Source organism: Pseudomonas sp. IT-P100, from assembly GCF_949767185.1.
In the GTDB taxonomy this organism is placed as follows: domain Bacteria; phylum Pseudomonadota; class Gammaproteobacteria; order Pseudomonadales; family Pseudomonadaceae; genus Aquipseudomonas; species Aquipseudomonas fluorescens_B.
Window position 1 is genome coordinate 141,048 of record NZ_CATKQK010000058.1, and the last position, 23,566, is coordinate 164,613.

General features: G+C 55.2%; 19 protein-coding genes and 2 pseudogenes. 12 read left to right on the plus strand and 9 right to left on the minus strand.

The annotated features are described in order from the left end of the window. The first annotated feature begins 19 nt into the window (after positions 1-19). The 4 genes and pseudogenes from ACM6IQ_RS28805 (at position 20) to ACM6IQ_RS28820 (ending at position 3,413) form a co-directional block, all read left to right on the plus strand. Entirely contained in the window at positions 20-1,915 is a 1,896-nt protein-coding gene (locus tag ACM6IQ_RS28805) for a sigma-54-dependent Fis family transcriptional regulator (protein ID WP_017338838.1), read from the plus strand. Positions 1,916-2,285: 370 nt separating this feature from the next. After that, on the plus strand, positions 2,286-2,501 hold the full coding sequence (locus ACM6IQ_RS28810) for a hypothetical protein (RefSeq protein ID WP_017338837.1): 216 nt from the start codon (positions 2,286-2,288) through the stop codon (positions 2,499-2,501). Positions 2,502-2,564: 63 nt separating this feature from the next. Beyond that, positions 2,565-2,657, plus strand: a pseudogene (locus ACM6IQ_RS28815) (LysE family translocator); the annotation flags it as partial. A 501-nt stretch (positions 2,658-3,158) separates the two neighbouring features. After that, positions 3,159-3,413: a hypothetical protein gene (locus ACM6IQ_RS28820; protein WP_414880451.1), complete on the plus strand. Its 255-nt coding sequence runs from the start codon at positions 3,159-3,161 to the stop codon at positions 3,411-3,413. A gap of 348 nt (positions 3,414-3,761) precedes the next feature. On the opposite strand, the pseudogene ACM6IQ_RS28825 reads toward ACM6IQ_RS28820, so the two are convergent. Both ACM6IQ_RS28825 and ACM6IQ_RS28830 read right to left on the minus strand, forming a co-directional pair. Then, positions 3,762-3,893: pseudogene (locus ACM6IQ_RS28825) on the minus strand (AraC family transcriptional regulator); the annotation flags it as partial. Positions 3,894-4,024: 131 nt separating this feature from the next. After that, on the minus strand, positions 4,025-5,014 hold the full coding sequence (locus tag ACM6IQ_RS28830) for an isopenicillin N synthase family dioxygenase (protein WP_017338835.1): 990 nt from the start codon (positions 5,012-5,014) through the stop codon (positions 4,025-4,027). A 171-nt stretch (positions 5,015-5,185) separates the two neighbouring features. On the opposite strand from ACM6IQ_RS28830, the gene ACM6IQ_RS28835 reads away from it, so the two are divergent. Further along, positions 5,186-7,222 (plus strand): FAD-dependent oxidoreductase, encoded by a 2,037-nt coding sequence (locus ACM6IQ_RS28835; protein WP_414880507.1) that lies wholly within the window; start codon positions 5,186-5,188, stop codon positions 7,220-7,222. A gap of 53 nt (positions 7,223-7,275) precedes the next feature. On the opposite strand, the gene ACM6IQ_RS28840 is transcribed toward ACM6IQ_RS28835, so the two are convergent. Beyond that, complete coding sequence (locus ACM6IQ_RS28840) at positions 7,276-8,052, minus strand: pyrroline-5-carboxylate reductase family protein (RefSeq protein WP_414880508.1); 777 nt, start codon at positions 8,050-8,052, stop codon at positions 7,276-7,278. Beyond that, positions 8,042-8,749, minus strand: a complete 708-nt coding sequence (locus tag ACM6IQ_RS28845) for a TetR/AcrR family transcriptional regulator (protein ID WP_017338832.1) — start codon at positions 8,747-8,749, stop codon at positions 8,042-8,044. Before ACM6IQ_RS28845 ends, ACM6IQ_RS28840 begins: the two co-directional genes overlap by 11 nt. 292 nt (positions 8,750-9,041) lie before the next feature. Between ACM6IQ_RS28845 and ACM6IQ_RS28850 the strand changes: the two genes are divergently transcribed. Next, positions 9,042-9,809 carry an SDR family NAD(P)-dependent oxidoreductase gene (locus ACM6IQ_RS28850; protein ID WP_414880452.1) on the plus strand — a complete coding sequence of 256 codons (768 nt, stop codon included), beginning with the start codon at positions 9,042-9,044 and terminating at the stop codon, positions 9,807-9,809. 12 nt (positions 9,810-9,821) lie between these two features. Continuing rightward, positions 9,822-10,577: an SDR family NAD(P)-dependent oxidoreductase gene (locus ACM6IQ_RS28855; RefSeq protein ID WP_017338830.1), complete on the plus strand. Its 756-nt coding sequence runs from the start codon at positions 9,822-9,824 to the stop codon at positions 10,575-10,577. Positions 10,578-10,684: 107 nt separating this feature from the next. On the opposite strand, the gene ACM6IQ_RS28860 is transcribed toward ACM6IQ_RS28855, so the two are convergent. The 4 genes from ACM6IQ_RS28860 to ACM6IQ_RS28875 all read right to left on the minus strand — a co-directional run bounded on the left by ACM6IQ_RS28860 (position 10,685) and on the right by ACM6IQ_RS28875 (position 15,433). Further along, complete coding sequence (locus ACM6IQ_RS28860) at positions 10,685-11,599, minus strand: DMT family transporter (protein WP_414880453.1); 915 nt, start codon at positions 11,597-11,599, stop codon at positions 10,685-10,687. Positions 11,600-11,668: 69 nt separating this feature from the next. Continuing rightward, a complete protein-coding gene (locus ACM6IQ_RS28865; protein WP_414880454.1) occupies positions 11,669-13,015 on the minus strand; it encodes an NAD(P)/FAD-dependent oxidoreductase in 1,347 nt (448 codons plus the stop codon). After that, positions 13,012-14,529 carry an aldehyde dehydrogenase gene (locus ACM6IQ_RS28870; RefSeq protein WP_414880455.1) on the minus strand — a complete coding sequence of 506 codons (1,518 nt, stop codon included), beginning with the start codon at positions 14,527-14,529 and terminating at the stop codon, positions 13,012-13,014. Before ACM6IQ_RS28870 ends, ACM6IQ_RS28865 begins: the two co-directional genes overlap by 4 nt. Next, positions 14,522-15,433, minus strand: coding sequence for a dihydrodipicolinate synthase family protein (locus ACM6IQ_RS28875; protein WP_031318920.1), 912 nt, complete (start codon positions 15,431-15,433; stop codon positions 14,522-14,524). Before ACM6IQ_RS28875 ends, ACM6IQ_RS28870 begins: the two co-directional genes overlap by 8 nt. Before the next feature lie 745 nt (positions 15,434-16,178). Here ACM6IQ_RS28875 and ACM6IQ_RS28880 point away from each other — a divergent pair. After that, positions 16,179-17,414 carry an aromatic ring-hydroxylating oxygenase subunit alpha gene (locus ACM6IQ_RS28880; protein WP_017338825.1) on the plus strand — a complete coding sequence of 412 codons (1,236 nt, stop codon included), beginning with the start codon at positions 16,179-16,181 and terminating at the stop codon, positions 17,412-17,414. Between the two features lie 132 nt (positions 17,415-17,546). Here ACM6IQ_RS28880 and ACM6IQ_RS28885 read toward each other — a convergent pair whose 3' ends face one another. Then, positions 17,547-18,500, minus strand: a complete 954-nt coding sequence (locus ACM6IQ_RS28885) for a LysR family transcriptional regulator (protein WP_031318919.1) — start codon at positions 18,498-18,500, stop codon at positions 17,547-17,549. A 448-nt stretch (positions 18,501-18,948) separates the two neighbouring features. Here ACM6IQ_RS28885 and ACM6IQ_RS28890 point away from each other — a divergent pair, with 448 nt between their 5' ends. The 4 genes from ACM6IQ_RS28890 to ACM6IQ_RS28905 all read left to right on the plus strand — a co-directional run bounded on the left by ACM6IQ_RS28890 (position 18,949) and on the right by ACM6IQ_RS28905 (position 23,546). Beyond that, on the plus strand, positions 18,949-19,986 hold the full coding sequence (locus ACM6IQ_RS28890) for a quaternary amine ABC transporter ATP-binding protein (RefSeq protein WP_017338823.1): 1,038 nt from the start codon (positions 18,949-18,951) through the stop codon (positions 19,984-19,986). Between the two features lie 8 nt (positions 19,987-19,994). Beyond that, on the plus strand, positions 19,995-20,999 hold the full coding sequence (proW, locus tag ACM6IQ_RS28895) for a glycine betaine/L-proline ABC transporter permease ProW (RefSeq protein WP_274521491.1): 1,005 nt from the start codon (positions 19,995-19,997) through the stop codon (positions 20,997-20,999). A gap of 66 nt (positions 21,000-21,065) precedes the next feature. Beyond that, on the plus strand, positions 21,066-22,109 hold the full coding sequence (gene proX / locus ACM6IQ_RS28900) for a glycine betaine/L-proline ABC transporter substrate-binding protein ProX (protein ID WP_080995141.1): 1,044 nt from the start codon (positions 21,066-21,068) through the stop codon (positions 22,107-22,109). Positions 22,110-22,196: 87 nt separating this feature from the next. Beyond that, entirely contained in the window at positions 22,197-23,546 is a 1,350-nt protein-coding gene (locus tag ACM6IQ_RS28905; RefSeq protein ID WP_017338820.1) for an MmgE/PrpD family protein, read from the plus strand. The last annotated feature ends 20 nt before the right edge of the window (positions 23,547-23,566 follow it).

The following is a 23,566-nucleotide window of genomic DNA, read 5'->3' on the forward strand; positions in this document are numbered from 1 at the left end:
GTAACGGAGAACAAGAACAATGAAGCCGGCCTTGATCAACGCCCATGCACAACAAGTGCTGCAAGCCGTGCAGGGCACTCACGCCACCCATGGCCCTATTGCTGACTTGGCCATCACACGATCCTGGCGCCGGTGCCTGGATCAATATCAGCTCGATCCTGCCAGTCGCCGCGCACCTAACGTGGTTGAGCATCCACGCTTGCAGGATCACCGCGCGCCACTGGAACACATCATCGCTGTGGCGCACTGGCAGATGAGCAACTTGCACCAACAGCTCGGACGTGATGGCCACGTGGTGCTACTCACCGATGCTCGCGGTGTGGCGATCGACAGTGTGTTTAACGAATCCGAACGAGCCGAATTTCAGCGTTCCGGATTATGGCTCGGTTCGATATGGAGCGAGGATTGCGAGGGTACCAACGGTGTCGGCACCTGCTTGGTCGAGCGACAGCATGTCACTATCCGTCGTGATCAACATTTCCGTGGCAAGCATGCCGGCTTAACCTGTTCGGCCAGCCCGATATTTGATGCGAACGGAGAGCTGCTCGCCGTTCTTAACCTCTCTTCTGTGCGAGAGGAACAAGGTCTTCAGCAGCACTTCAAAGCAATGGCATTGACCAACCTGACGGCCCATATGATCGAGAGCTGTTATTTCCTGGGGCATGATCCGCAGCGATACTTGCTGCGCTTCCACCCGGAGTCCGGCTACGTCGGGCTGTTGGGGGAGGGGTTGCTCAGTTTTGACGAGAGCGCTTGTATCTGTTCAGTCAATCATGCGGCGCTCGAGCTGCTGGGCCTCAGCCGTGAGCAGGTGGTTGGGCAATCTCTGACGATGCTGCTGGAGACACCTCTCGATCAGGTGATGAGTCAGGCCAGCTCGCAGCCAAGTGTCTGCTGGCCAATGCGGCTGCTGGACGGACGCCTGCTCTATGGACAGTTGCGAGAACCCTTACGCAAGGTGCCTTTAGTCACTCCTGCAATCCCCAAAATTAACGACGTGCATGTGTGCCTGGAAGACCCGCGCCTGCAACGCGGCTTTGCTCGCGCATTGCGTGTTTTGGAGCGTGACGTTCCGGTGTTTTTACAGGGCGAAACCGGTACCGGCAAAGAGGCTTTTGCTGCGGCGCTGCATCGCGCCAGCTCCAGAGCGAGCCAGCCGTTTGTGGCGATAAATTGCGCGGCCATTCCAGAAGCGCTGATCGAGAGCGAGCTGTTCGGCTATCGCGGTGGCAGCTTCACCGGCGCACGCAAGGACGGAATGATCGGTAAGCTGGAACAGGCCCATGGCGGCATACTATTTCTTGATGAGATCGCCGATATGCCACTGGCTTTACAGACTCGCCTGCTGCGCGTGTTGGAAGAGCGTCAGGTGGTGCCCTTAGGCGGCGCGACGGCACGTCCGCTCGATGTTCGCCTCATCAGTGCCAGCCACCAGGATCTACACGTCTGCGTGGCCGAAGGGCGCTTGCGCGAGGATCTGTTCTACCGCATTGCGGGGTTCGCCGTGCACCTTCCACCGCTGCGCGAACGATCAGACAAGGGGCTTTTACTCGACCTATTGCTGCGCGATGAGGGGGCAGGGGGCAGAATTCGGCTAGAGCCTGGCGTCAGAGAGCGTCTGCTGACGCAGCCTTGGCCGGGCAACGTCCGGCAGCTGCGTACGTGCCTGCGCACACTGGTAGCGTTGGCGTTGGAAGGGCGTGTGACCCTGGATGATTTGGAGGAGTTGCTGCCGGTAGTGCCAGCGACAATTGCGCTGGCAGAAAATCCGCTGGGCGTATCCGAGCGGCAGACACTGCTCACATTGATTGAGGCGGAACACTGGCATATCGCCCACGTTGCTGCTCGCTTGGGGATCAGCCGCAATACGCTCTATCGCAAATTGCGCCACCACGGTATTTCACGACCCGGTTGAATGCAGAATGACATCGTCGCGTTCCCTGTCTCTGTGGACCTGGACTGAGGGTAGATACGACATGTGTTCTCGACCTAATCGGTTGACCGGAGAGGGAAGGGCTCGCTTGAGCTTCGTTACGTGCCTCATTCAGCGGTAGCACCTGATGTTGATTGTTGTGATCGCTCATTCGGGCAAGGCCCGGCTTAATGGTAGCGATTTAGCTACATCACGGGATGGCGCGACAAGCGTAATTGACACCTCACAGGGCACCCCTCCAGCTAGCGCCAAATGAGCCGGAGCCGGTGATTAAAGCCAGTTCGTGCAGCTGAAATATCGATGAAACATTCTGGTCATATGATTCGCGTCACTGAAATCCAGGGAGTTGGAGATGAATCAACCATCAAGAAGCATGCGCAAACTGCTCGACTCCGTCGCCACTAACAATGAGGTAGCGGCGCTCGATATGATGCGCGCAGTAGAGCAGCTTCAAGACGAAGTGCTACGTCAACGGTTGCTCAACATGATTCACCGACTCAACCAGGACGCTATTGACTTACGAATGGCGCGTGACGATATCCAAGGCGGAGCCATAAAGCTCGCGTGATTGGGCTTGGTGACGTTTCTTAGTCTGTATGCCGCACTGGTCTCTTGGGCAAGTGCGTGATGACCCGAGCTATCCCAGTGGGTCCGCTGGGTAGTTGAGTCGACGTTCATCTGCTTCGGAGCAGCCATCCTGACTATTCGTCGACAGGCTGCATAAGAGGAGGGCGGCGAGGTACCGAATACCGCAGCACGGGCGCCAAAACATCACCACTGATTTGATGAAGCGCCTGCCTCTTTTAAGCCAGGGTAATCATCGAGCGCAAGGCTAGATTCACCATCGTCCTTCAAGTGGTTATTCACCAGCAGCTCGACCGTTTCAAACAGTACGGAGCTTGTTCTTTTTCTGACGCCGAGGCTGGTTGATTGCTAATATAACTAAACTAAAGAACCATTTAGCATAGTTATAACTTAATCGTATTAAATACCAGCAGAAGCAGAAGGCTGTAACTCTCATTTCTCCAGTTTCCCGCCCGCGAAACTCCCGCCGTGGTTGAGTTTCGCTAGGTACTTGATCAGATCCTTTTCCTCGTAGTCATTGAATTGTCCGCGCAAAGCTCATTTAGCCTGGCCTCGCTCAGGCCCAAGACGGCTGCTGCATTTGTAATTCCGCCTGTTGAGCGGTTTAGCACGTGGCTGAACTTTCCCCGAGCCCGTTCACTTGCAAGCTGACTCAGCCGATTATCAGGCTGTCTATCGAGAAGGCAATAGCTGGGATGGAGCTGGATATGTTGCGGCAAGTGCTGAGGAGTTTTTGTTCACGAGTTGCGTTCGTTGGTTGTCTGACGAAGACTTTGTCCGGTTCTCCAAAGAGCTTCCAGCTAGCTTTGAAGGGGCTGTTCTGACACATCAAGGGCTGAACCTGGTGAGCGGCAATCCTGCTTCGTTGACCCGTGAACATTACATCAACGATTGACCGTAGGCTGAATTGAGCGTGGTCGGGGGCTTTCAGCACATTGAAAGGCGCGTCTCTTGGCCCCCAGGCTCTTATCCGAAGGTGCGCATAATGTATATTATGTTAAACCATGTGTTAGGACGGAACTTCTACCAAAGGGCTCTTTAGAGTTACCAATCCCCAAACTCATTCCCCACGGATCCAGTCATCAACGCTCAAACCGTCTGATCACCCACCCCGGGCAGCTTCGGCGACGCGTTCGTTGACAGGCGCCCAGAGCAATCGTCAACCGACTACTCCCTGCGGCGACGAATCATCCCTTCAATTCTAATCGCAGGTTTACGATGGCGATGACCGACATCATGGAATTCGCGACTGAGCTGCGTAGCTTTCGTAAGCAACCTTAAAGGCCGCTCTGGAGACATCCTGATGTTCATTGAGCATCAAGCGACGCGCCTCGTTTAACCGCAGCCATTTCCGATACTGCAGCGGTCTCATCGCGATGAATATCTCTTGAAAAACCACAAGGCTCACCAAGGTGAGTCTTGTGGTCCCAGTGGAACAATCGTCTCACAGCTGCAATGATAATTTTTGAACTCTTAAATAAGGCATTCGCACAGCTTAAAGCGCGATCATGCCTTTTCGACTTCTTGCAGATGCGCATAGCTATCAACGAAACGCTTAAACTTGTGTTTGCCACACGTGTAGGCTTCGTACTTCGCGGGCAAAGTCTCACTGACACAGGTTGGTACAGGCTCAACAACCGCATCGAAATCCAAATCAATAAAGAAAGGTATTGAATAACGCTCTAGACCGCTGGTATTTATGACGCGATGCATTGTCGAGGTATAGCGATCGTTGGTGAGTGTTTGAACCAGATCACCAATGTTGACAATAAAAGTGCCTTCAACTGGAGGGGCGGTAACCCACTCCCCTGCCCGGTTCCTGACTTGCAAACCGCCAACTGCGTCTTGAGACAGGACAGTCAAGAAACCGTAGTCCGTATGCGCCCCGATACCAATCTCTTCCTGGGAGATCCTTCCGATCTGGGGCGGGTAGTGCAAAATTCGCTGAATAGTGATGGGCTTGCGTTGAAGATGTTCAAAGTAATCTTGTGGCAGCCCCAAACTCAGCGCTATCCCGCCGATGAGTTTTCTTGCGAGCGCCAATACAGCGGAGTGATACGCTTCGGCAACCTTCTCGAATTGCGGCAGTGCCGACGGCATTTGATTAGGGCCAAAAAAGGGAGAGACCTCGTCGTAATGAGCTCCGCAATCAAAGCACTCTTTGAAATCGCGGGTATTAGCCGGATCGACGTTCTCCGCATACATCGGTATATAACCACGTAGCGTGAGCCCGGAGTTTACGACATTGAGTTTGTTTTTCTCCTCATAAGGAAGTTCGAAAAATCTTTTGGTTAACGTGTACATCTCATCGATGAGTTGCTGGTCAATGCCATGGTTTTTTATATAAAAGAACCCCACCTTTTCGCAGGCATCACCTATTTGGGTTGCCACCGTCAGCGGATTGTTGCCGTGTATGAGCGACGATATATCGATGACTGGAATTTCAGTGAAAGCTGTCTGTTTACTAGCCAGCCGAATATCAAATAACTCTGTCACGTGCCCTCTCCTATCCAAACAAGTCGGTCTTGGTTTTGACGGATGTTAATCCTGGATTTTTTGGCACGCAAGCAAAATGTACACCTGTGTCACCAAGCGTTGACACAGGTGTACATTTGTCCTAATTTCAAGTGGCCAAGCCTGATGAAGCCCACTTTGGAGCGCACCACGATGTCCAGCGATCCCTTGCTGCAACCCTATAAAATCAAGAATCTGACCCTCAGAAACCGGATCATGACCACCTCTCATGAACCGGCCTACCCTGTGGACGGCATGCCCAAGGATCTCTATCGCGCCTACCACGTGGAGCGCGCCAAGGCCGGTGTCGCCCTGACCATGACTGCCGGCTCCGCTGCCGTATCCCGAGACAGTCCGCCGGTGTTCAACAATGTGCTCGCCTACAAGGACGAAGTAGTCGGATGGTTGAAGGACCTGACCGATGAATGCCACGAACATGGCGCGGCAGTGATGATCCAGTTGACTCACCTGGGCCGTCGCACCCGCTGGGACAAGGCCGACTGGTTACCGGTGGTGTCGCCGTCACACCGTCGCGAGGCTTCGCACCGCTCCTTCCCGAAGAAAATGGAGGAATGGGACATCGAGCGGATCATCAAGGACTATGTAGACGCCGCGGAACGCATGAAGGCCGCAGGCCTCGATGGTCTGGAACTCCAGGCTTACGGGCATTTGATGGACCAGTTCTGGTCGCCGTTGACCAATGACCTCGACGGCCCTTACGGCGGCTCGCTGGAAAACCGCATGCGTTTTACCTTCGACGTCTTGCGTGGCATACGTCAGCGGGTAGGCGAAGACTTTCTACTGGGAGTTCGTTACACCGGTGATGAAGAATTGCCCGGTGGTTTCACTGCCAGCGAGGGCATGCAGGTTTCTCACATGCTCAAGGACAGCGGACTGGTCGACTTCCTGAATGTCGTGCGTGGTCACATCGATACAGACGCCGGCCTGACTGATGTCATCCCGATCCAGGGTATGCGCAACTCACCCCATCTCGACTTCGCTGGCGAGATCCGCTCCTCGACAGGCTTTCCGACCTTTCACGCGGCGAAGATTCCTGACGTGGCCACCGCGCGCTACGCGATCGCCTCGGGCAAAGTGGACATGGTGGGCATGACCCGCGCGCACATGACCGATCCGCACATCGTGCGCAAAATCATCGAGAAGCGCGAAGAAGACATTCGCCCGTGCGTGGGCGCCAACTATTGCCTGGATCGCATCTATCAGGGCGGCGCGGCCTACTGCATTCACAACGCAGCGACGGGTCGGGAAACCACCATGCCACATGACATTCCCAAATCCGCCGTCAAGCGCAAGGTTCTGGTGGTCGGTACCGGCCCTGCCGGGCTGGAAGCGGCGCGGGTCGCCGGTGAGCGCGGCCATGAGGTAACAGTGCTTGAGGCGGCTGACCAACCAGGCGGGCAGATTCGTCTGACGGCGTTGAGCGAACGTCGTCGTGAGATGATCAGCATCATTGATTGGCGCATGGCGCAATGCGAGCGGCTGGGGGTGAAGTTCCACTTCAACACCTGGGCCGAAGCCGACACTGTGCAAGCCTTCGAGCCCGACGTGGTCATCGTTGCGACCGGCGGCCTGCCTGATACCGAGGTGCTGCGCAAAGGCAACGAACTCGTGGTTTCAACCTGGGACATCATTTCCGGCGACATCAAGCCCGGTCGCAACGTACTGATCTTCGACGATGCTGGCGACCATGCTGCCCTGCAGGCTGCCGAGGTCATCGCGCAAAGCGGTGCGAAAGTCGAAATCGTCACCCCCGACCGCTCGTTTGCACCTGAAGTCATGGCTATGAATCTGGTGCCATACATGCGAAGCCTGCAGGACCTGGACGTCACCTTCACCGTCACCTACCGGGTCGATACCGTGGAAAAACGTGATGGCGGGCTCGTTGCAACCTTTGGCAGCGATTACGGAAAGGTCCACAAGCAGCGTGTGGTCGATCAGGTTGTCGTCAACCACGGCACCCTTCCCCTGGACGATTTGTACTTCGACCTGCGTCCTCTCTCCACCAATGGCGGCGCGGTAGAGCAGCATGACCTGATCGCCGGCACGGCACAGAACATCGTCACCAATCCTGAAGGGCGCTTCCAGCTGTTCCGGATCGGCGACGCCGTGTCTGCTCGCAACACCCACGCAGCCATCTACGACGCTTTGCGCCTGGTGAAAGAAATCTAAGTCCAAAAGTGAAGGCCCTTCAGCGGGCCTTCACTGTATGTCCCCTGCCCCAGCTACATTCCCCGCCGCGCAACCTCAGCGCCAGCCTTTACTGCTCGCCCCACAATGGATTCGATATCCTGATCGGCCATCGACTGCAGCGCTGCGGCCGTCACGCCACGATAAGCCATCAACGACTCGATCATTTGCCGCGGATCGCGGCGGGCAAGCATCTGGCCGCCCCCCACTACTACGCCTTGTGCAGCCCGCTGCGCGATAGCAGGGGGAATTCCCGCAGCCACCGCCTGATTAGTCAGTGCCATTTGCAAAATTGCCGGAAAGGCCGGCCCAGTCCCGGACAACGCGCTGAGGTAATCAATGCAGTCTTCATCAGGCACTTCGTCCGCCGAGCCTACGCACTCGAACAGTCGCTGCATCCAGTTACGATCGCGCTCAAAAAGGTTTCCGACACAGTACCAGGGCGTGTACGACTGTCTGATTTCCACGGCCGCATTCGGCATGGCCCGCACTATTACATCCGCACCGGTGGCCGCGCTGATGGCTGCCGCCGGAACGCCGGCCATCAGAGAAATCACTCGCTTGCCGCGGGCGTTGATCTGCAGTTCACGAAACTGCTCCGGCCGGATGGACAGCACGACAATATCGCTGAGGTCCACCAACTGTTGATTGTCGTACAGCAGCTTCACACCAGGCTCGAAGGTACTGATGCCGGAGCGGTTCGAGATCAACAAATGGTCAGGCTTGATGAAACCGTTATCAAGGAGCGCCTCGGCAATTGCACGCCCGAGCCAGCCGGTGCCGCCAATGATGCCCAGCGTTCTATTCTCCATCGGCAGTGGATTCCTCGAATGTCTCGACCAAGGGGACGAAAACGCCGGGTTCTTTTTCTGCGTAGCCGAACTTTCCATAAAAGCGGTCCAGCTCGCGCCTCTTTGGTACTTTGCCGGTAAACACGCTCACGTACTGAGGAATCCGTCTGAATCGAACGACAATATCTTCATTGGTTTTCATGGAGATGTAGCCGATCTGCGTGAGGTAGATCGTCCTGGCCCGAACGTCAGCCCCCTCGGCGTCGTAGCCAAACCGTCGGAACATCGCGGCCAGGGCATTCATCCGTGCTTCATCGGCCAGAGCGATTTCAGCTTTGACTTCGTCCGATTGCAGCGCCCAGCTGCGCACGGCAAATTCGAACTGTGAATCGAACAGCTCGGGGTTCACCCAGCACTCGAAGACGTTGAGAATCGCTTCGGAAATACTTTCCGCATAACTCTCACATTGGCTGACCATACCGCCGGTGTTCTTGTCCCGCCATCGAGCGAGAAGCGCCGCCAGCAGCTGTTCCCGATCTTCATAGAACCAATAGAAGCTGGTGCGAGACAAATTCAAGCGTTTGGCCAGCGGCATCACCCGCACAGCCTCCACTCCCGACTCTTTAAGAGCATCGTAGGCGGCATCCAGCCAACCATCGACGGAGCCTCGCCAGCCTGCATCCTGCGCTTTGGTTTTCGCCCTTCCTGTCTGTGACATTCGGGTTGCACCTTCATTTAAGAATTCTTCCCCACTGTACACCTCAGGGGCCGTGGCGTACACGGCATGTACAGCTGTGTACATTTTTTAGACGATGATTCGCATTCGATCTCACAACGGACTGCCTCATTGAATACCGCCCGAGCCGGACGACGGGTCACTGTTGATCACCAGCGGATTCCAACTTTTAGATAACAAAAAGTTATCTTTGCCCCTATAAAAAAGTTGCTGGACGATTAGAACCGATGAAACCAAATAATGGCTCTACCGAAAAAAATAATAGGTAGGTGTCATGAAGTTTAATAATAAAGTGGTCATCATCACCGGCGCTGCCGGGGGCGTCGGACAGGCGTTAGCATTATTGTTCGCCCGAGAAGGCGCAAAGCTTGTGTTATCTGATCTTGATGAAGCCGGTTGCAAATCTATTTCCGCCAAAGTCCGTGACCTGGGCGCTGAAGTGCATTACGTGGCTGGCGACTTACGCCGTAAGGAATATTGCGAGGCGATTGTCCAAACTGCCGTCGATATCTTTTCGGGAATCGACATCGTATTGAACAATGCCGGCATTATTCCCCGTGGCACGATTGAGGAAACGACTGACGACATGTGGTTTGACGCCATGGGCGTAAACCTGAATGCAGTGTTCTTCATCTGCCGTGCCGCGATACCTCAAATGAAAAATCGCCCGGGCGCCGCAATCGTCAACACATCATCTGTCTGGGGCATTTATCCCGGTCCAGCCCATGTGGCGTATTGCACAAGCAAAGGGGCCGTCGCGGCTTTAACCAAGAATCTGGGCCGCGATTGCGCCCCTTTGGGCATCCGTGTCAACGCCGTGTGCCCGCACGAAATCAATACCCCGATGATACGCAGCGGCTTTGAGCGTCGAGGCCTGGATCCGGACAAAGCCGTGCAAGAACTGAACAAGAGCGTGCCATTAGGCCGCATCGCCGAGCCTGAAGACATTGCGGATGTCATCGCATTTCTGGCGTCCGACGAGGCCAGGTACATCGCCGGTGAAACGGTAGAAGTCACAGGCGCAAAGCCGGTATCCGGCTAAGGAGAGGTTGCGATGCTCAACGGTAAAAATGTGGTGGTGACCGGGGGCGGCAGAGGGATTGGCCGCGGCATCACCGAACAATTGCTGGAGGCAGGCGCTTCTGTGTTGATCGCTCAGCGCCAGGCACTGGACGCCGACTTGCAAAATCACCCTCAAGTCTATTTCGTCGAGGCTGATCTCGCTTCGATGGAGACACCGAGTTTGATTGCTCAGGTCGCCCAGGAGCAGCTTGGCGGAGTCGATGTATTGGTTAACAACGCCGGGTTCATGTTCGAAAAGTCCATCGATGATATGACCGAGCAGGACTGGGATCGCATGATGGCTGTCAATCTGCGAGCGCCAGCATTCCTGTGCAAGGCGTTGGTGCCTCAGATGCGTCAGCGAGGCGGTGGCAGCATCATCAACATCGGGTCGATCGAAGGGTTAGGCGCCAACCCTGAACATGCCGCGTACTGTGCCTCCAAGGCGGGTATCCATGGGCTGACCCGAGCCTTGGCAATCGATCTCGGCCGAGATGGCATTCGCTGCAATGCCATTGCTCCGGGATGGATAAATTCCGAGTTGAGTGATGCATACCTTTCCGCTCAAGCCGATCCGCGTGCGGCGCGCCAGGCACTCCTGCGCCTTCACCCGGTCGGGCGTACCGGATTACCGGCGGATGTGGGCGGGACAGTCGTTTTCCTGGCCTCCGAATCGTCGGCCTTCATCACCGGGCAGGTGCTGGTGGTGGATGGGGGGCGAACGGCAAAACTGCCACTGCCGTTTTGATCGAAGCAGACTGACCGGCGACGGCGGAAGGCACTTGCCCTCCTCCGTTGCAGGTTGCCGGAACCAGACGGCCTCCAGAGGATTAAGTTGAACGCTGTATTACCTGTTCACGTCTTCGCTTTGATCGCATACAAACCACCGATAATCACCAACGCTGCGCCAACAAACACCCAGGTATCAGGGCGCTCGGCAAAAACGATGACACCAATCAGCGTGGCGAATACCAGAAGCGCATAGTTGAAAGGCTGCAAGCTAGAAGCGGTTGCGTATTTCAATGCTTGAATGAAGAGAATCTGTGCGACTACTCCCGTCAATGCCAGTAACCCCATCAAGAGGCCCTGGACTGGAGTCGGAGAAACCCATGCCGGCAGCCCTGCAAATGTGACCGTCAGGGCACCCACACACGCCATAAAAAGCATGTTCGTAGCAAGGGAGTCGTGCAGGCTAATCCGGCGGGTAAGTACGTTGAACACCGCGAATGCCAAAGCAGCCACCAGCGGAATCAGCGCCGCGAGTTCAAAGACGCCTGCGCCTGGCCGGAGGATGATCAGTGTGCCGGTGAACCCTATCGCGGCAGCAACCCAGCGTCGAAGGCCGATGAACTCCCCAAGCAACGCTCCCGCCAACGCCAGTGTCATCAGCGGAAATACCGCGTATATCGCGTGCATTTCCGCCAGGCCCAAATATCGTAGCCCCGCCGCGAACAGTATGGTTTCGCCCACGGCCAGCAACGCTCGAAGGATTTGGAGCCAGGGATGCTTACTGCGAAACGACGCCTTTACCCTACCTTGGTAGGCGGCATATCCGAGAGCAAAAACGACAAACACCCAATAACGCACCATGACCAATTGGGCGACCGGGAAGTCTTTGACCAGCACCTTGGTTATGCCGTCCTGGCTCGCAAAGATCAGCATTGAAAGCAGGCATAAAAATATCCCGAGCTGGGGCCTTGTGACCCCAGGAGTGGCGATAACGGTGGGCGTCGTTAAGTGCGCGGTGTTGTTTGTTCGGTCGCTCTTCAATCAAGTTTTCCTTCGTAGATCGTTCCGATCAGACTTTGAAGTCGGTCAATAGCCGACAACTTGAGTTCGTTAGCCTTCTCGCCCGGCCCAAAACTCATGCCAGCGAATAACCGAACTGACGCCCAGCTTCGTTATTATCCGGGGTGGTAGCTTGCTGGGGCCAGGTGCGTGACTGAAGCTATCAAGAAACTCCGAACGCGTACCCGATGCCAACTCCGCAGCCATCACACCTGCCAGGGTGCTTTTCACAGTACCCAGTCCGTTTTCGCAGCAAGCCGAATACAGGTTTTCTTCAATCTCGCCAAATGCGGCCGCGCTGTTTCGACTCAGGCACAGACGGCCGGCCCAACTGAATTCCAACGCAGTGGATTTCAATTCGGGAAAGCGCGCATCCAAGGAATGTCGCTGTTCTTTGGCCACCGCAGCTACCCGCTCGGGAGTGACCTGAATACTCGGGTCATAGGTGAACTTTGTCCGGATGACGATACGCGATTGACCGTCTGAAGAGATCTTGCGAACGGTCGCGCCCATTGGATCCGCCGGCAACAACGCCCACCTGGCCTTGCCCGGCACCTCTTTGCTGAATACATCATCACTGTAAGCGGCCGTCATGGACGCGTAAGTGAAGACGTGCAACAGGCGGCCTTGATAATGGCCAAAGTCTTCGATGTGCCCGTTAACGCCCAGAATGACCTTGGGCGCGTACACGGTCCCGTTATCAGAACGAGCGCTCCAGCCACTTCCCTGCTTGGTCAATTCAATAATCGGAGAGCGTTCGAACAGCGTGATTTTCCCTTCGAGCCCTGCTGCCAGGTCCCTGATGTATTGCGCGGGTTGAATCATCACTGCGCCGGGGGTGTAGATTCCGCCGTGGTAATAGGTGGACCCGGTGATTTCGCGCATGTGCGCGGCATCAAACATCTCGAACTTCTCGCCAATGCGTTCAAGGGATTGAGCGTAATTGACGTTCAGCTTCAATCCCCGTTCAGTGGCGGCCGCGTTGATCTTCCCGGAAGGGTCGAACGTGTCGGCAGACATGCCGTACTCCCGCGCGGCGGCAGCGGCAAAAGCAATCGCAAAGCGGTTCTGCGCAATTTCCAGCGCCGTTGCAGACTCACTCGCCACGGAGTATTCCCCGGACGACAGACTGTGCGGCACATCAATCATGAAACCCGAGTTTCTGCCCGCCGGCCCCTTGGCGACTTCATGAGCATCGATCACAACAATGCTGTCACCCGGGTGCAGCTGTGAAAGTCTGCGAGCGGCGGACAGGCCGGCAAAGCCGGCACCGATGATCAGCCAATCCGCCGTCACGTTTCCATCAAGCATGCGGACAGGCGCAGTGCGTGCGGAAATCGCCTCCCAACCCGAAACCCCGGTGTCTACCGGCAGGCGCTTGATGGTATGGGTGCTCATTTTTCGGTCTCTTCATCCGACCGATCAGACACATCGATCCAGATGGTTTTGATTTCGGTGTACTGGTCATGGGCAAAAATGGATTTGTCCCGACCGCCGAAGCCCGACTCCTTGTAGCCACCGAAGGGGGTCGATGCGTCGCCCTCACCAAAGCAATTCACGGTGACGATGCCCGCGCGAATTTCCCGCGACAACTTGATTGCCCGCCGCAGGCTGCCGGTGTAAACAGAGGCCGCCAGGCCGTAGACCGTGTCATTGGCCAGCGCAATGGCCTCGGAGATCGTGTTGAAGGTGGTGACCGAAAGAATCGGGCCGAAGATCTCCTCCTGGAACAGCCGATTGTCTCGACCAACACCGTCAATCACCGTCGGCTCTACAAAGGCACCGTCTTTGGTTGCGCCACCGTAAACCACCTCAAGCTTTCCGGCGGCGGCGTGCTCAAGGTAGGACTTCACTTTGGCAAAATGCTCAGGGCTGACCAGCGACCCTACGCGGTTTTCCGGATCCAGTGGGTCACCCATCTTCCATTCGCGAATGTAGGCGCCCATGCGCTCCAGCAGTTCGTCTTTCACGGACGCGTGGACGATCAGGCGCGAGGTTGCGGAGCAGTTTTCTCCCATGTTCCAGAACGCGCCATTGACCACGTGCTGGGCGACGAGATCCAGGTCTTGGGCATCGTCCATCACCACAGCCGGATTTTTTCCGCCGCACTCAAGGACGATGCGTTTCAGGTTCGAATCGGCGGCGTAATGCAGGAAGCGGCGGCCGGTCGCGGTGGAGCCGGTGAAGCTGACCATGTCGACATCGTTATGCAAACCGATCGGCTCACCGACGTCTTTGCCCGTACCGGTGACAATGTTGAGTACACCAGCGGGAACACCGGCTTCAAACGCCAGCTGCGCGACGCGCAACGTGGTCAGCGAGGTTTGTTCAGCAGGCTTGACGATCACCGAACAGCCCGCGGCGAGCGCCGGGCCGATTTTCCAGGCCAGCATCAGCAGCGGGAAGTTCCAGGGCAATACGCAGCCCACCACGCCGATCGGCTCCCGGACCACCATGGTCAGCGCGTCGCTGCCCACCGGGGCGGTGTTGTCATAAATCTTGTCGATCAGTTCTGCGTGCCAGCGGATCGTGTGGATGGTGTCCGGAATGTCGACCAACTGACATTCACTGACGGGTTTGCCGCTATCGAGACTTTCGAGGACGGCCAGTTCGTATTGATGGCTTTCAAGCAGGTTTGCAAACTTCAACAGAACCGCTTTGCGCTCTCGAGGAGAAACAGATCTCCAGCGTCCATCTTCAAAGGCCTCCTTGGCATTGCTCACCGCGAAGTCGACATCATCGGACGAACACGCTGCGACGTCGGTCAAAAAGTCACCGGTCGCCGGATTGTTCGTGGCGAAGGTTTTGCCGGACATTGCGGGCTTGAATGCGCCATTGATGAACGCCCTGGATGGCAACGAAATGTCTTTGGCCAGAGCGGCGTATTCGGCCTTGCTCAGTAGATCACCCATGGCTGGCTCCCGAAGAAACATTGGCTACGTTACGTTTGAGTTCAGTAATGACCGACGCGAAATTCTGCTTTTCGTCCGCTTCAAGGGGCTGCAATGGCAGGCGCACGTTACCGACTTTCAATCCGGCCACTTCGCAGCCGTACTTGATCGACTGCACGAACTTGCCGCCGTCCAGGGCATTCATCAGCGGCATCATTGCCGACATGATCTGACGGCCTTTGTCGAAGTTCTTTTCGATCACGCAGGCTTCATAAAGCGCCACGTGTTCCCTGGGCAGGAAGTTGGAACCTGCACACACCCAACTACGGGCACCCCAGGCAAAAAACTCGAGGGCCTGGTCGTCCCATCCGCAGGACAAGGCGATGTTGGGGAACTGCCGGGCCAGCATATGCACTTGGCCCATGTCGCCGGAACTTTCCTTGATGGCGACGACGTTTTTCGACTGGCTGACACGCGTGAAATATTCTTCATCCATCGAAACGCACATGCGCCCCGGATAGTTGTAAAGCATGATTGGCAGGTCGGCGGCGCGATCAATGGTCAATGCGTGAATCGCGTTCTCTTGGGAGGTCGGCAGCGCATACGGCGGGCTGGTGACGAGAATGGCGTCCGCTTTGATCGATTTGGCATCCTTGGCGTACTGAACCGCGTCTTCGGTACGGATTGCCCCGGTACTGACGATCAGTTGCACCCGAGTGCCGATCACATCTTTGGCGTAGGCCGCTAACTCGGTACGTTCTTCCGACGTCTGCGCATAATATTCGCCGGTCGACCCGCCAATAATAATGCCGTGCACCTTCGCCTCAATCAGCGACTCCAAGACTTCCGAATACACGTTCCAGTCAATCTCCCCATCAGAGTTATAAGGAGTTACTGCTGGCGTATAAATACCTTCAAATTTCAAGATAAATGCTCCGAATGCGAGTTAGGTGGAAGATCAACGAGCGCGTTAGCCTGGATGCCTTTAGGCGCGATAAAAATCTTCATGTTTTCACGGGACGGATGCCCAGGCTCAAACATGAGATCAATTGCGGCACTTTGCTTAACTGTTGAATCCAGACTGGCATGGGCCAAGAAGGTGGTCAATAGAGTGTATTTCTCGCGCCTACAGTTCCAGATGGTTGCTTCACCCGCCCTTGAAAATATATTTTTCTTTTATTTCAGTGGCTTGAAATTTCATCACCGCGGCCGCGACCTCAATCGATAACATTTGTTTATGCATTGATAAGAGTAAATGTTTCTTGTTGATGCATGATTACCGTCGTAGCCTTACAACAGCGATATTCTACCGACTAATTGGATAAGTGAATTTCGCGAGCATTCGCTCCATTAGTTAGAGTCTGTTTGCTCAGGCTTGAATAAGGTGCTGTAGAAATGTTGCTATTGACGCAAACATCGGCATTACGGAATTGTCTGCCGTAATAAGGATTCGATCGAGATGAGTGCACGGATGGCACCACCATCCAAGAAGGCACATTTTTCGTAAAACGCTTCCTGGACGTGGCAAAACGTTCCGGATCGCGGCTAGCAGCAGCACGGTTTGATGGGCTTGCATCCACAGACGGTACTGCGAACTCAGGACCGTTTGGCCTCACCTCGCTGAGCAGGCTGAATGTGTCGCCCCCTTGGTATTTTGGAGTGTGTTGACCGTGAGCACTAAATCGGCAGTTTCAAATCTAATCGCGCAGCGCAAGCCTGACCACGCGCTGCCAGGTGCCCTTTATAGCGATCCCGACGTTTACAGGCAGGATCTGCAACAGATCTGGCACAAAAGCTGGATCTTCGCCGGGCACACATTTGAGCTGGAGAAATCGGGTCAATACATGTCGCTGCAAATCGGCGATTACCCGGTCGCTATCGTGCGCGGCGCAGACAAGCAGATCCGTGCCTTCCACAACGCCTGTCGTCATCGCGGTTCCAAGGTGTGCCCGGAAGCAAGCGGCAAGGTCGCCAAGCTGGTGTGCCCTTACCACAAATGGACATTCGAACTGGATGGCCGCCTGCTGTTCGCCGGGAACATGGGGGAAGATTTCGACAAGTCTCAGCATGGGTTGAAGTCCGTGCATTGTGAGGTCGTCGAAACGTACATCTACGTGTGCGTAGCAGATGTCGCCCCAGACTTTTCGTCGTTCAGAAAATCCGTCACCCCTTTCGTTGCACCTCATAACCTGGACGACTGCAAAGTCGCGTTTGAGTCGAACATCATCGAGAAAGGCAACTGGAAACTGGTGTTCGAGAACAACCGTGAGTGCTACCACTGCGATTTTACTCACCCGGAATTAATGCATTCATTCGTGGACAACCCATCCGTGGGCGGCGCCGGCGGCGATGAAGATCTCGAACTCAAGGAGCACTGGGATCGCTGCGAGGCGGCCGGTCTGCCTAGCCGATTGGTCATGGATGATGAAGGTCGTTTCCGAATGACGCGCATTCCCCTGTTTTCCGGGGCCGTCAGCTACACAATGGATGGCAAGCCTGCGGTCGCTGGCCGGTTGGACACCACCGGTGAGGCCAACATCGGTGCGCTGCTTTATTTCAACTACCCATCAACCTGGAACCACTTTCTGGGCGATCACGCGCTGAGCTTCCGCGTTCTGCCCATCGGTCCGGGCGAGACGTTGGTCACTACAAAATGGCTCGTCAAGAAGGACGCGCAGGAAGGTGTCGACTACGACATCGATCGCCTGACCAAGGTTTGGCTTGCCACCAATGACCAGGACCGCACCTTGGTTGAAGGTGCACAGGTGGGTGTCAGCTCTCCAGCTTTCGAGCCAGGTCCGTTGTCGGTGGCCAGCGAAATTGGTGTGTGCCAGTTTGATGACTGGTACTGCAAAACGATGCTTGAGCAGCTCAATGACACGATCCCGTTAAGATCTGTCGGCTAAGTGCAGCACTGCCGGTGGTGAGAACCACGAATGATCACCACCGGTATCTTGATTCACACCTTCAATCCCCTCTCCTCTCCGCCACCCCAGTGACTGCTCAGCCGCTGGCCGTGTTCCTTTCTTCCAGACAGCTCAGGAAAACTGAGCGAGAATCCAGTCGCGTAGCCGGCAACAGGCATCGTCATTGATCCGGTCTTCACGAAATGTCAGGTAGTGCTGACTTTCATGAAGAACCACTTCCTCTTCGATCGGCCGAATCAGCGTGCCGTTTTCGATCAGGGTTGCCACCAGGTGATTCCATCCGAGGGCTACGCCCTGATGGGTCAACACCATGCTGATGACCAGGTTGTAGTCGTTGGCGTTGAAAACATGAGGGCTGTCGTGGGGGCGTTTCTCGATATCAACATCGTGATAAGCCAGCCAGACGCCCCAGTCAACGTGCTCCGCTACCTGGGATCTGCCATAGGGGCTGAGGTTGAGCAGAACCCCGTCGCGTAATCCTTCCAGGCTGGACAGCTCAGGGTGCTCCTCTTTGTAACGAGGTGTGCACACCGGGTAGATGACGTCGTGAAACAACGGATAACTGCGGTAGCCATCCTGAATTCTGGCCATTTTGGTGATGAAGATGTCCGGAGTAACACCCGGCTCCATCGACAAAAAGTTTTGAGTGGTGACCAGATTGAGGTCGATGTCTGCGTTCCTGGTAAAAAAACCCGGCAACTTCGCTGCGAGCCAGAGGGCCGAAAACGCGGGAGAACAGCAAAGCGTCAACGTACGCTTGCCCGCATTGTTGGTACGAATGCGCTCCGCCGCCTGGGAAATATTGACGAAAGATAGCTGTGCCGCATCAAAAAAGATGGACCCGGCTTCCGTCAACTCGACTGCTCGCCCCACCCTCTTGAAGAGATCCACCCCAAGGTACGCCTCAAGCTCCCGAATCTGACGGCTGATGGCCGCTTGAGTAACGCACAGCGCTTCAGCCGCACGCGTAAAGCTCTGATATTTGGCGGCGGCTACGAATGACTTCACTGCTTTCAGAGACGGCATTTTCAGCAGCGTCATGTCTGGATCGATGTGCTTAACCATAACCTAGAGTATTGAATATCCGGTTCGGGGCCGTTTGGAGGGCCGTGAGCGATGAGTTCGGCGAGAAGGTTCCATCTAGAGCCTACGCTGGAGCGTAGCCGAAACAGAGGGGCTAAGACAGCGCCAGCGGCAGTCGCCTTCGCAACTAGCATCATCGCAGTCGCAAATTGACATATTTAAATGATTGATAACATGACGTTATTGATTGGCTGGAAGAAATGTTGTTAGACGCTGACTCTATAAGGTAATAACTTGGGTCTCAAGGCACTGATTAATTCAGCACCGATAAAACAAGAATAATAAACATCACATAATTAAGAGGATGGTCACAATGACTAACTCGCAACCTTTCTCCCAGCTTGACTGCCCCCATAAGCACCGTTTTCACTGATCAAGATACGTATATCCAAATTCTTGATCTTACGTCGTATTTGCAGCAGGAGGGGTTATGAGTCTTGGTGACGAGATACTCTCGGTAAAAAACATTTACAAAGTCTTTGGTGCTCAGCCAAAGCTCGCGATGGAGATGCTGGCTCGCGGTGCTGATAAAAGTGAAATTTTCAGCAAAACAGGTCAAGTCGTTGGCGTTTTTGATGCCAGTTTCTCCGTAAAACGTGGAGAGATTTTCGTCATCATGGGGCTTTCCGGTTCCGGGAAGTCGACGATGGTCCGGTTGTTCAATCGACTGATCGAGCCCACCTCCGGAACCATCCATCTCAATGGCCAGGAAATCACCGGCCTGTCGGATGCCGATCTCCTCAGCGTTCGTCGCAAAGACATGAGCATGGTGTTTCAATCGTTTGCCCTGATGCCCCACATGAGTGTGATCGACAACGTTGCTTTCGGCCTGGAAATCTCGGGCGTCGAGGAAAGTGAGCGGCATAAACGTGCGCTCGAAGCACTCAAGCAGGTGGGGCTCGATGGCCACGCCTACAGCTATCCGCACCAACTGTCCGGCGGTATGCAACAGCGGGTAGGCCTGGCCCGAGCGCTGGCCAACGACCCCGCCATCCTGCTGATGGACGAAGCCTTCTCCGCACTCGACCCGTTGATTCGCCACGAAATGCAGGGTGAACTGATCCGCCTGCAGGCAGAACAGCATCGCACCATCATCTTCATCTCCCATGACATTGAAGAGGCGATTCGCATCGGCCATCGCATTGCGATCATGGAGGGTGGCCAGGTTGTACAGATCGGTACCCCGCAAGCGCTGCTTTGCAATCCCGCGAACGATTACGTCAGAGCTTTCTTCAAAGGCTTTGATGCCTCGAAGATCCTCAAGGCTGGCGATGTTGCCAAGATCTGCGCAGAGCATCCGTACGCCATGGATCAATCCACGCCAACGCTGCGCGACGATGTACTCCTGCAGGACGTCTTTCACATTGTGGCTGATGCCGTTAATCCAGTGGCTGTGCTGGATCGCCAGGGTGTGTTCAAAGGCACGATCTCCAAGAGCCTGCTGCTTCAAACAATGAGCCGACATTAATAGTCACTATTTGCTGGCTTGCCAGGCTCGGATACTCAGGTGATGACATGAACGAATTCAGTTTTCTAGACCCGTTTCAATCCATCAATGTTCCTTTGGGCCAATGGGTAGAAGTTGCCCTGAATTATCTGGTTCATAATTTTCGCGAAGTATTCCGTTCAATAAGATGGCCAATCGACCAGGTACTTAATGGTATTCAGTTCGGATTGTTGGCTATTCCTCCGTCAATATTCATTATTTTTGCGACGCTCCTGGGCTGGCAGGTAGGAGGGAGAAAGATTGGAATCCTCTGTTTCGTCACCCTGACCCTCTTGGGAGTGATCGGCGTATGGAGTGACGCCATGGTCACCCTCGCCCTGGTGCTCACTTCACTGTTCTTCTGTGCAGCTATCGGCATACCACTGGGTGTCCTGTGTGCCCGGAGTGACCGGCTGGAGATGCTGCTGCGGCCGGTACTCGATGCCATGCAAACACTACCTGCATTTGTCTACCTGGTACCCGTGGTGATGCTGTTTGGTATAGGCAACGTACCGGGGGTGCTGGTCACGATCATCTTTTCGGTAGCACCACTGGTCAGGCTTACCAATCTGGGAATTCGACAGGTACCGGAAGACAAGATTGAGGCGGCCCGGGCTTTCGGATGCACCCCTCGCCAGATGCTGAGGCGGGTCCAGTTGCCTTTGGCTGCACCGACGATCATGGCCGGTCTGAATCAGGCATTAATGCTGTCACTTTCCATGGTGGTGATCGCATCAATGATTTCGGTGGGTGGCTTGGGGATGATGGTTCTTCGCGGGATTGGCCGCCTTGATATGGGCTTGGCAACCGTCGGTGGACTGGGCCTGGTACTGCTGGCGATTTTCCTCGACCGCCTGACCCAGGCAATGGGCGAACGCAGTAACAGGGCAACCAAAGGCGAGCACTGGTACCAGACCGGTCCTGCGGGTGTCGTTTACCGTCTGAAGAGAAAGAACACCATTACAAAGATAGAAGTGAGTCCCAAAGAAAGTTAATTCGCTTAGCGGCGCGTTGTGAACCAAAAGAAATGCCAACTTCTTAACCAGCCAAGGTAGACGATAATGAACTTCACAACCTTCGGAATAAAACAGAAATTCATTCATTCTGTGGCGCTTTTAGTGTTAGCGGTATCACCTGTGTTCGCATCGGCCGCCTCGGCGCAGGAGCCCGGAAAAGGGGTCTCCATCACCCCGATCTTTCCGTCAATCGCCGAGGAGCGGTTTCGCGGAGAAATTGCAATGGCGGGCCTCAAGGAATTGGGTTACGACGTTGAAACGCCAAAGGAAACCGAGTACTCAACCATGATGGTTGCGATTGCCAATGGTGACGCGGATTTCTCCGTGCATCTGTGGGAGGAACTGCACAAATCCTTCTACGAGAAGGCTGGCGGCGATGAGGTGATGGTGAAAACCGGCGCTATCATGCCGGGCGTGTTGCAGGGCTACATGATTGACAAAAAAACGGCCGATGAGCACCACATCACCTCGCTCGCGGATTTGCAGAAACCGGAAATTGCCAAACTGTTCGATGCCAATGGTGACGGTAAAGCCGACCTCACGGGTTGCAACCCGGGTTGGGGCTGTGAGCTCATCATTGCGCACCAGATGAAAGCCTATGACTTGACGAAGACCGTTTCCAATAACCAGGGCTCCTATTTCGCATTGATGGCGGACACCATCGCTCGTTATAAACAAGGTAAGCCGATTCTCTATTACACCTGGGTACCTCAGTGGATCTCCGGTGTTCTGGTCGAAGGTAAAGATGTTGTGTGGTTGACCGTGCCGCGTACGGATCTTCCAGGTGGCAAAAACGATACCAACACGACCTTCGATGGTAAAAACCTTGGGTTCGCAGTAGACAGTGTCAGAGCGGTCATCAATAAAGAGTTCGCCGAGAAAAATCCGGCCGCCGTGAAGTTCCTGTCTGAAATGCAGATCACTACCGACGATGAAAGCGCGCAAAATCTCAAAATGCACAATGGTGAGAAAAGTGCAGCCGACATTACTCGTCACGCCAAAGAATGGATCGCGGCCCATCGCGCGAAATATGACACCTGGCTGGCAGACGCACGCGCTGCGGCGAATACCGCCACCGCCAAAAACTAGTCCCTTCATTTAAATCTGCATAAAAGGTTGCCCTCCCCCGGGCAACTTTTTCATCTGTTTCGGTGTTCATCATTCAGGAATCATGAAATGCAGTTGTATTCATTCGTCCAGAACTTCAGTTACAAGGACGCTCCCCTGCATACACGCGAGTTGGTTAAAACCTGCCTGCTCGACATCATTGGTGTGGCCGCCGGAGCTCGCAACAATCAAACCAGCGTGATGCTCAAAACCTACGCTGACACCCATTACTCCGCCAACAAGCTGTCCAGCCGCCTCTGGTTCGACGGCAGAGCCGTACATCCATTGGGTGCCGCGTATGCGGGCGGTTTCTGCGTTGATAGCCTGGATGCACATGAAGGTCACTTCACCTCCAAGGGGCATGCGGGTGCGACCGTGGTCCCGGCCATCGTTGCATTGGTCGACGCCTGTCGCAGTCAAGGCAAGGACATCAGCGGCGAAGAATTTCTCAGCGCACTGTGCATCGGTTACGAGACCGCGTTACGGGCGGGCCAGGCATTGATGGCCACCGCCCCTGAATATCATGCCTCAGGTGCTTTTTCCGGGATCGGGGTCGTTTGTGCTGGCGCCCGCTTGCTGAAGCTTGATGAAACGACGTTCCGTCATGCGCTCGGTATCGCGGAATACTTCGGCCCGAGGTGCCCGATGATGCGCCTGGTGAGCTTCCCGACGATGTTGCGTGATGCCCACGGCGCCGGGGCGTATGCCGGACTGAACGCACTATTGATGGCACAGGTAGGTGTCACAGGCGCTCCAGCCGCCACCGTTGAACCTTTGGAAATTTCCACTTTCTGGCAGGACATCGGAACCCGCTGGGAGATCGACGAACAATATTTCAAACCGTGGCCGGTCTGTCGCTGGGCGCAACCGGCGCTCACGGCCATGACTGATTTGATGCGAGCACACCCGGTCATCACTGCAGCGTTGATCGAGACCATTGATGTGGAAACTTTCCACGAGTCTGTGTGCCTGCAGGGGCATTTTCCAAAGAATGCGGACGAGGCCCAATATGCGCTGGCGTTCCCCCTGGCTGCCCTGATCGTTCGCGGGAAGCTGGGGCCTGAAGAGGTCACCGGGGATTCCATTCACGCGCCAGACATCTTGAGTATCAGCGAGAAAATAACCCTCCATGAGGCGCCAGACCTGTCCGCCAGGTTCCCGGAGGAAATTCTGTCCCGCGTCACGGTTACCCTGAAAGACGGCACGCGCCTTACGAGCCCGACCGCAACGGCCAAGGGCGACCCCGGCAACCCTATGTCGAGTGACGAACTTATCGCCAAATACCATTTACTCGCTGATGACAGCTTGGGGACAACACTCAGCAATGCCATCAAGCACAGTGTTGAAGCATTGCCCGGCAGTGGTGACTGCCAATCATTCTTTGAGTTGTTGTTGTCCGCTCCAAAAACCGCTGCCTAGATTGCACAACGGTTTCATGG

Excerpts from the sequence above, each read along its gene's own strand:
- ACM6IQ_RS28835 (WP_414880507.1), top strand. The coding sequence starts at position 5,186 with ATGTCCAGCGATCCCTTGCTGCAACCCTATAAAATCAAGAATCTGACC.
- proX (WP_080995141.1), top strand. The coding sequence starts at position 21,066 with ATGAACTTCACAACCTTCGGAATAAAACAGAAATTCATTCATTCTGTG.
- ACM6IQ_RS28855 (WP_017338830.1), top strand. The coding sequence starts at position 9,822 with ATGCTCAACGGTAAAAATGTGGTGGTGACCGGGGGCGGCAGAGGGATT.
- ACM6IQ_RS28850 (WP_414880452.1), top strand. The coding sequence starts at position 9,042 with ATGAAGTTTAATAATAAAGTGGTCATCATCACCGGCGCTGCCGGGGGC.
- ACM6IQ_RS28840 (WP_414880508.1), bottom strand. The coding sequence starts at position 8,052 with ATGGAGAATAGAACGCTGGGCATCATTGGCGGCACCGGCTGGCTCGGG.
- ACM6IQ_RS28865 (WP_414880454.1), bottom strand. The coding sequence starts at position 13,015 with ATGAGCACCCATACCATCAAGCGCCTGCCGGTAGACACCGGGGTTTCG.
- ACM6IQ_RS28905 (WP_017338820.1), top strand. The coding sequence starts at position 22,197 with ATGCAGTTGTATTCATTCGTCCAGAACTTCAGTTACAAGGACGCTCCC.
- ACM6IQ_RS28885 (WP_031318919.1), bottom strand. The coding sequence starts at position 18,500 with ATGGTTAAGCACATCGATCCAGACATGACGCTGCTGAAAATGCCGTCT.
- ACM6IQ_RS28805 (WP_017338838.1), top strand. The coding sequence starts at position 20 with ATGAAGCCGGCCTTGATCAACGCCCATGCACAACAAGTGCTGCAAGCC.
- ACM6IQ_RS28845 (WP_017338832.1), bottom strand. The coding sequence starts at position 8,749 with ATGTCACAGACAGGAAGGGCGAAAACCAAAGCGCAGGATGCAGGCTGG.
- ACM6IQ_RS28810 (WP_017338837.1), top strand. The coding sequence starts at position 2,286 with ATGAATCAACCATCAAGAAGCATGCGCAAACTGCTCGACTCCGTCGCC.
- ACM6IQ_RS28870 (WP_414880455.1), bottom strand. The coding sequence starts at position 14,529 with ATGGGTGATCTACTGAGCAAGGCCGAATACGCCGCTCTGGCCAAAGAC.
- ACM6IQ_RS28890 (WP_017338823.1), top strand. The coding sequence starts at position 18,949 with ATGAGTCTTGGTGACGAGATACTCTCGGTAAAAAACATTTACAAAGTC.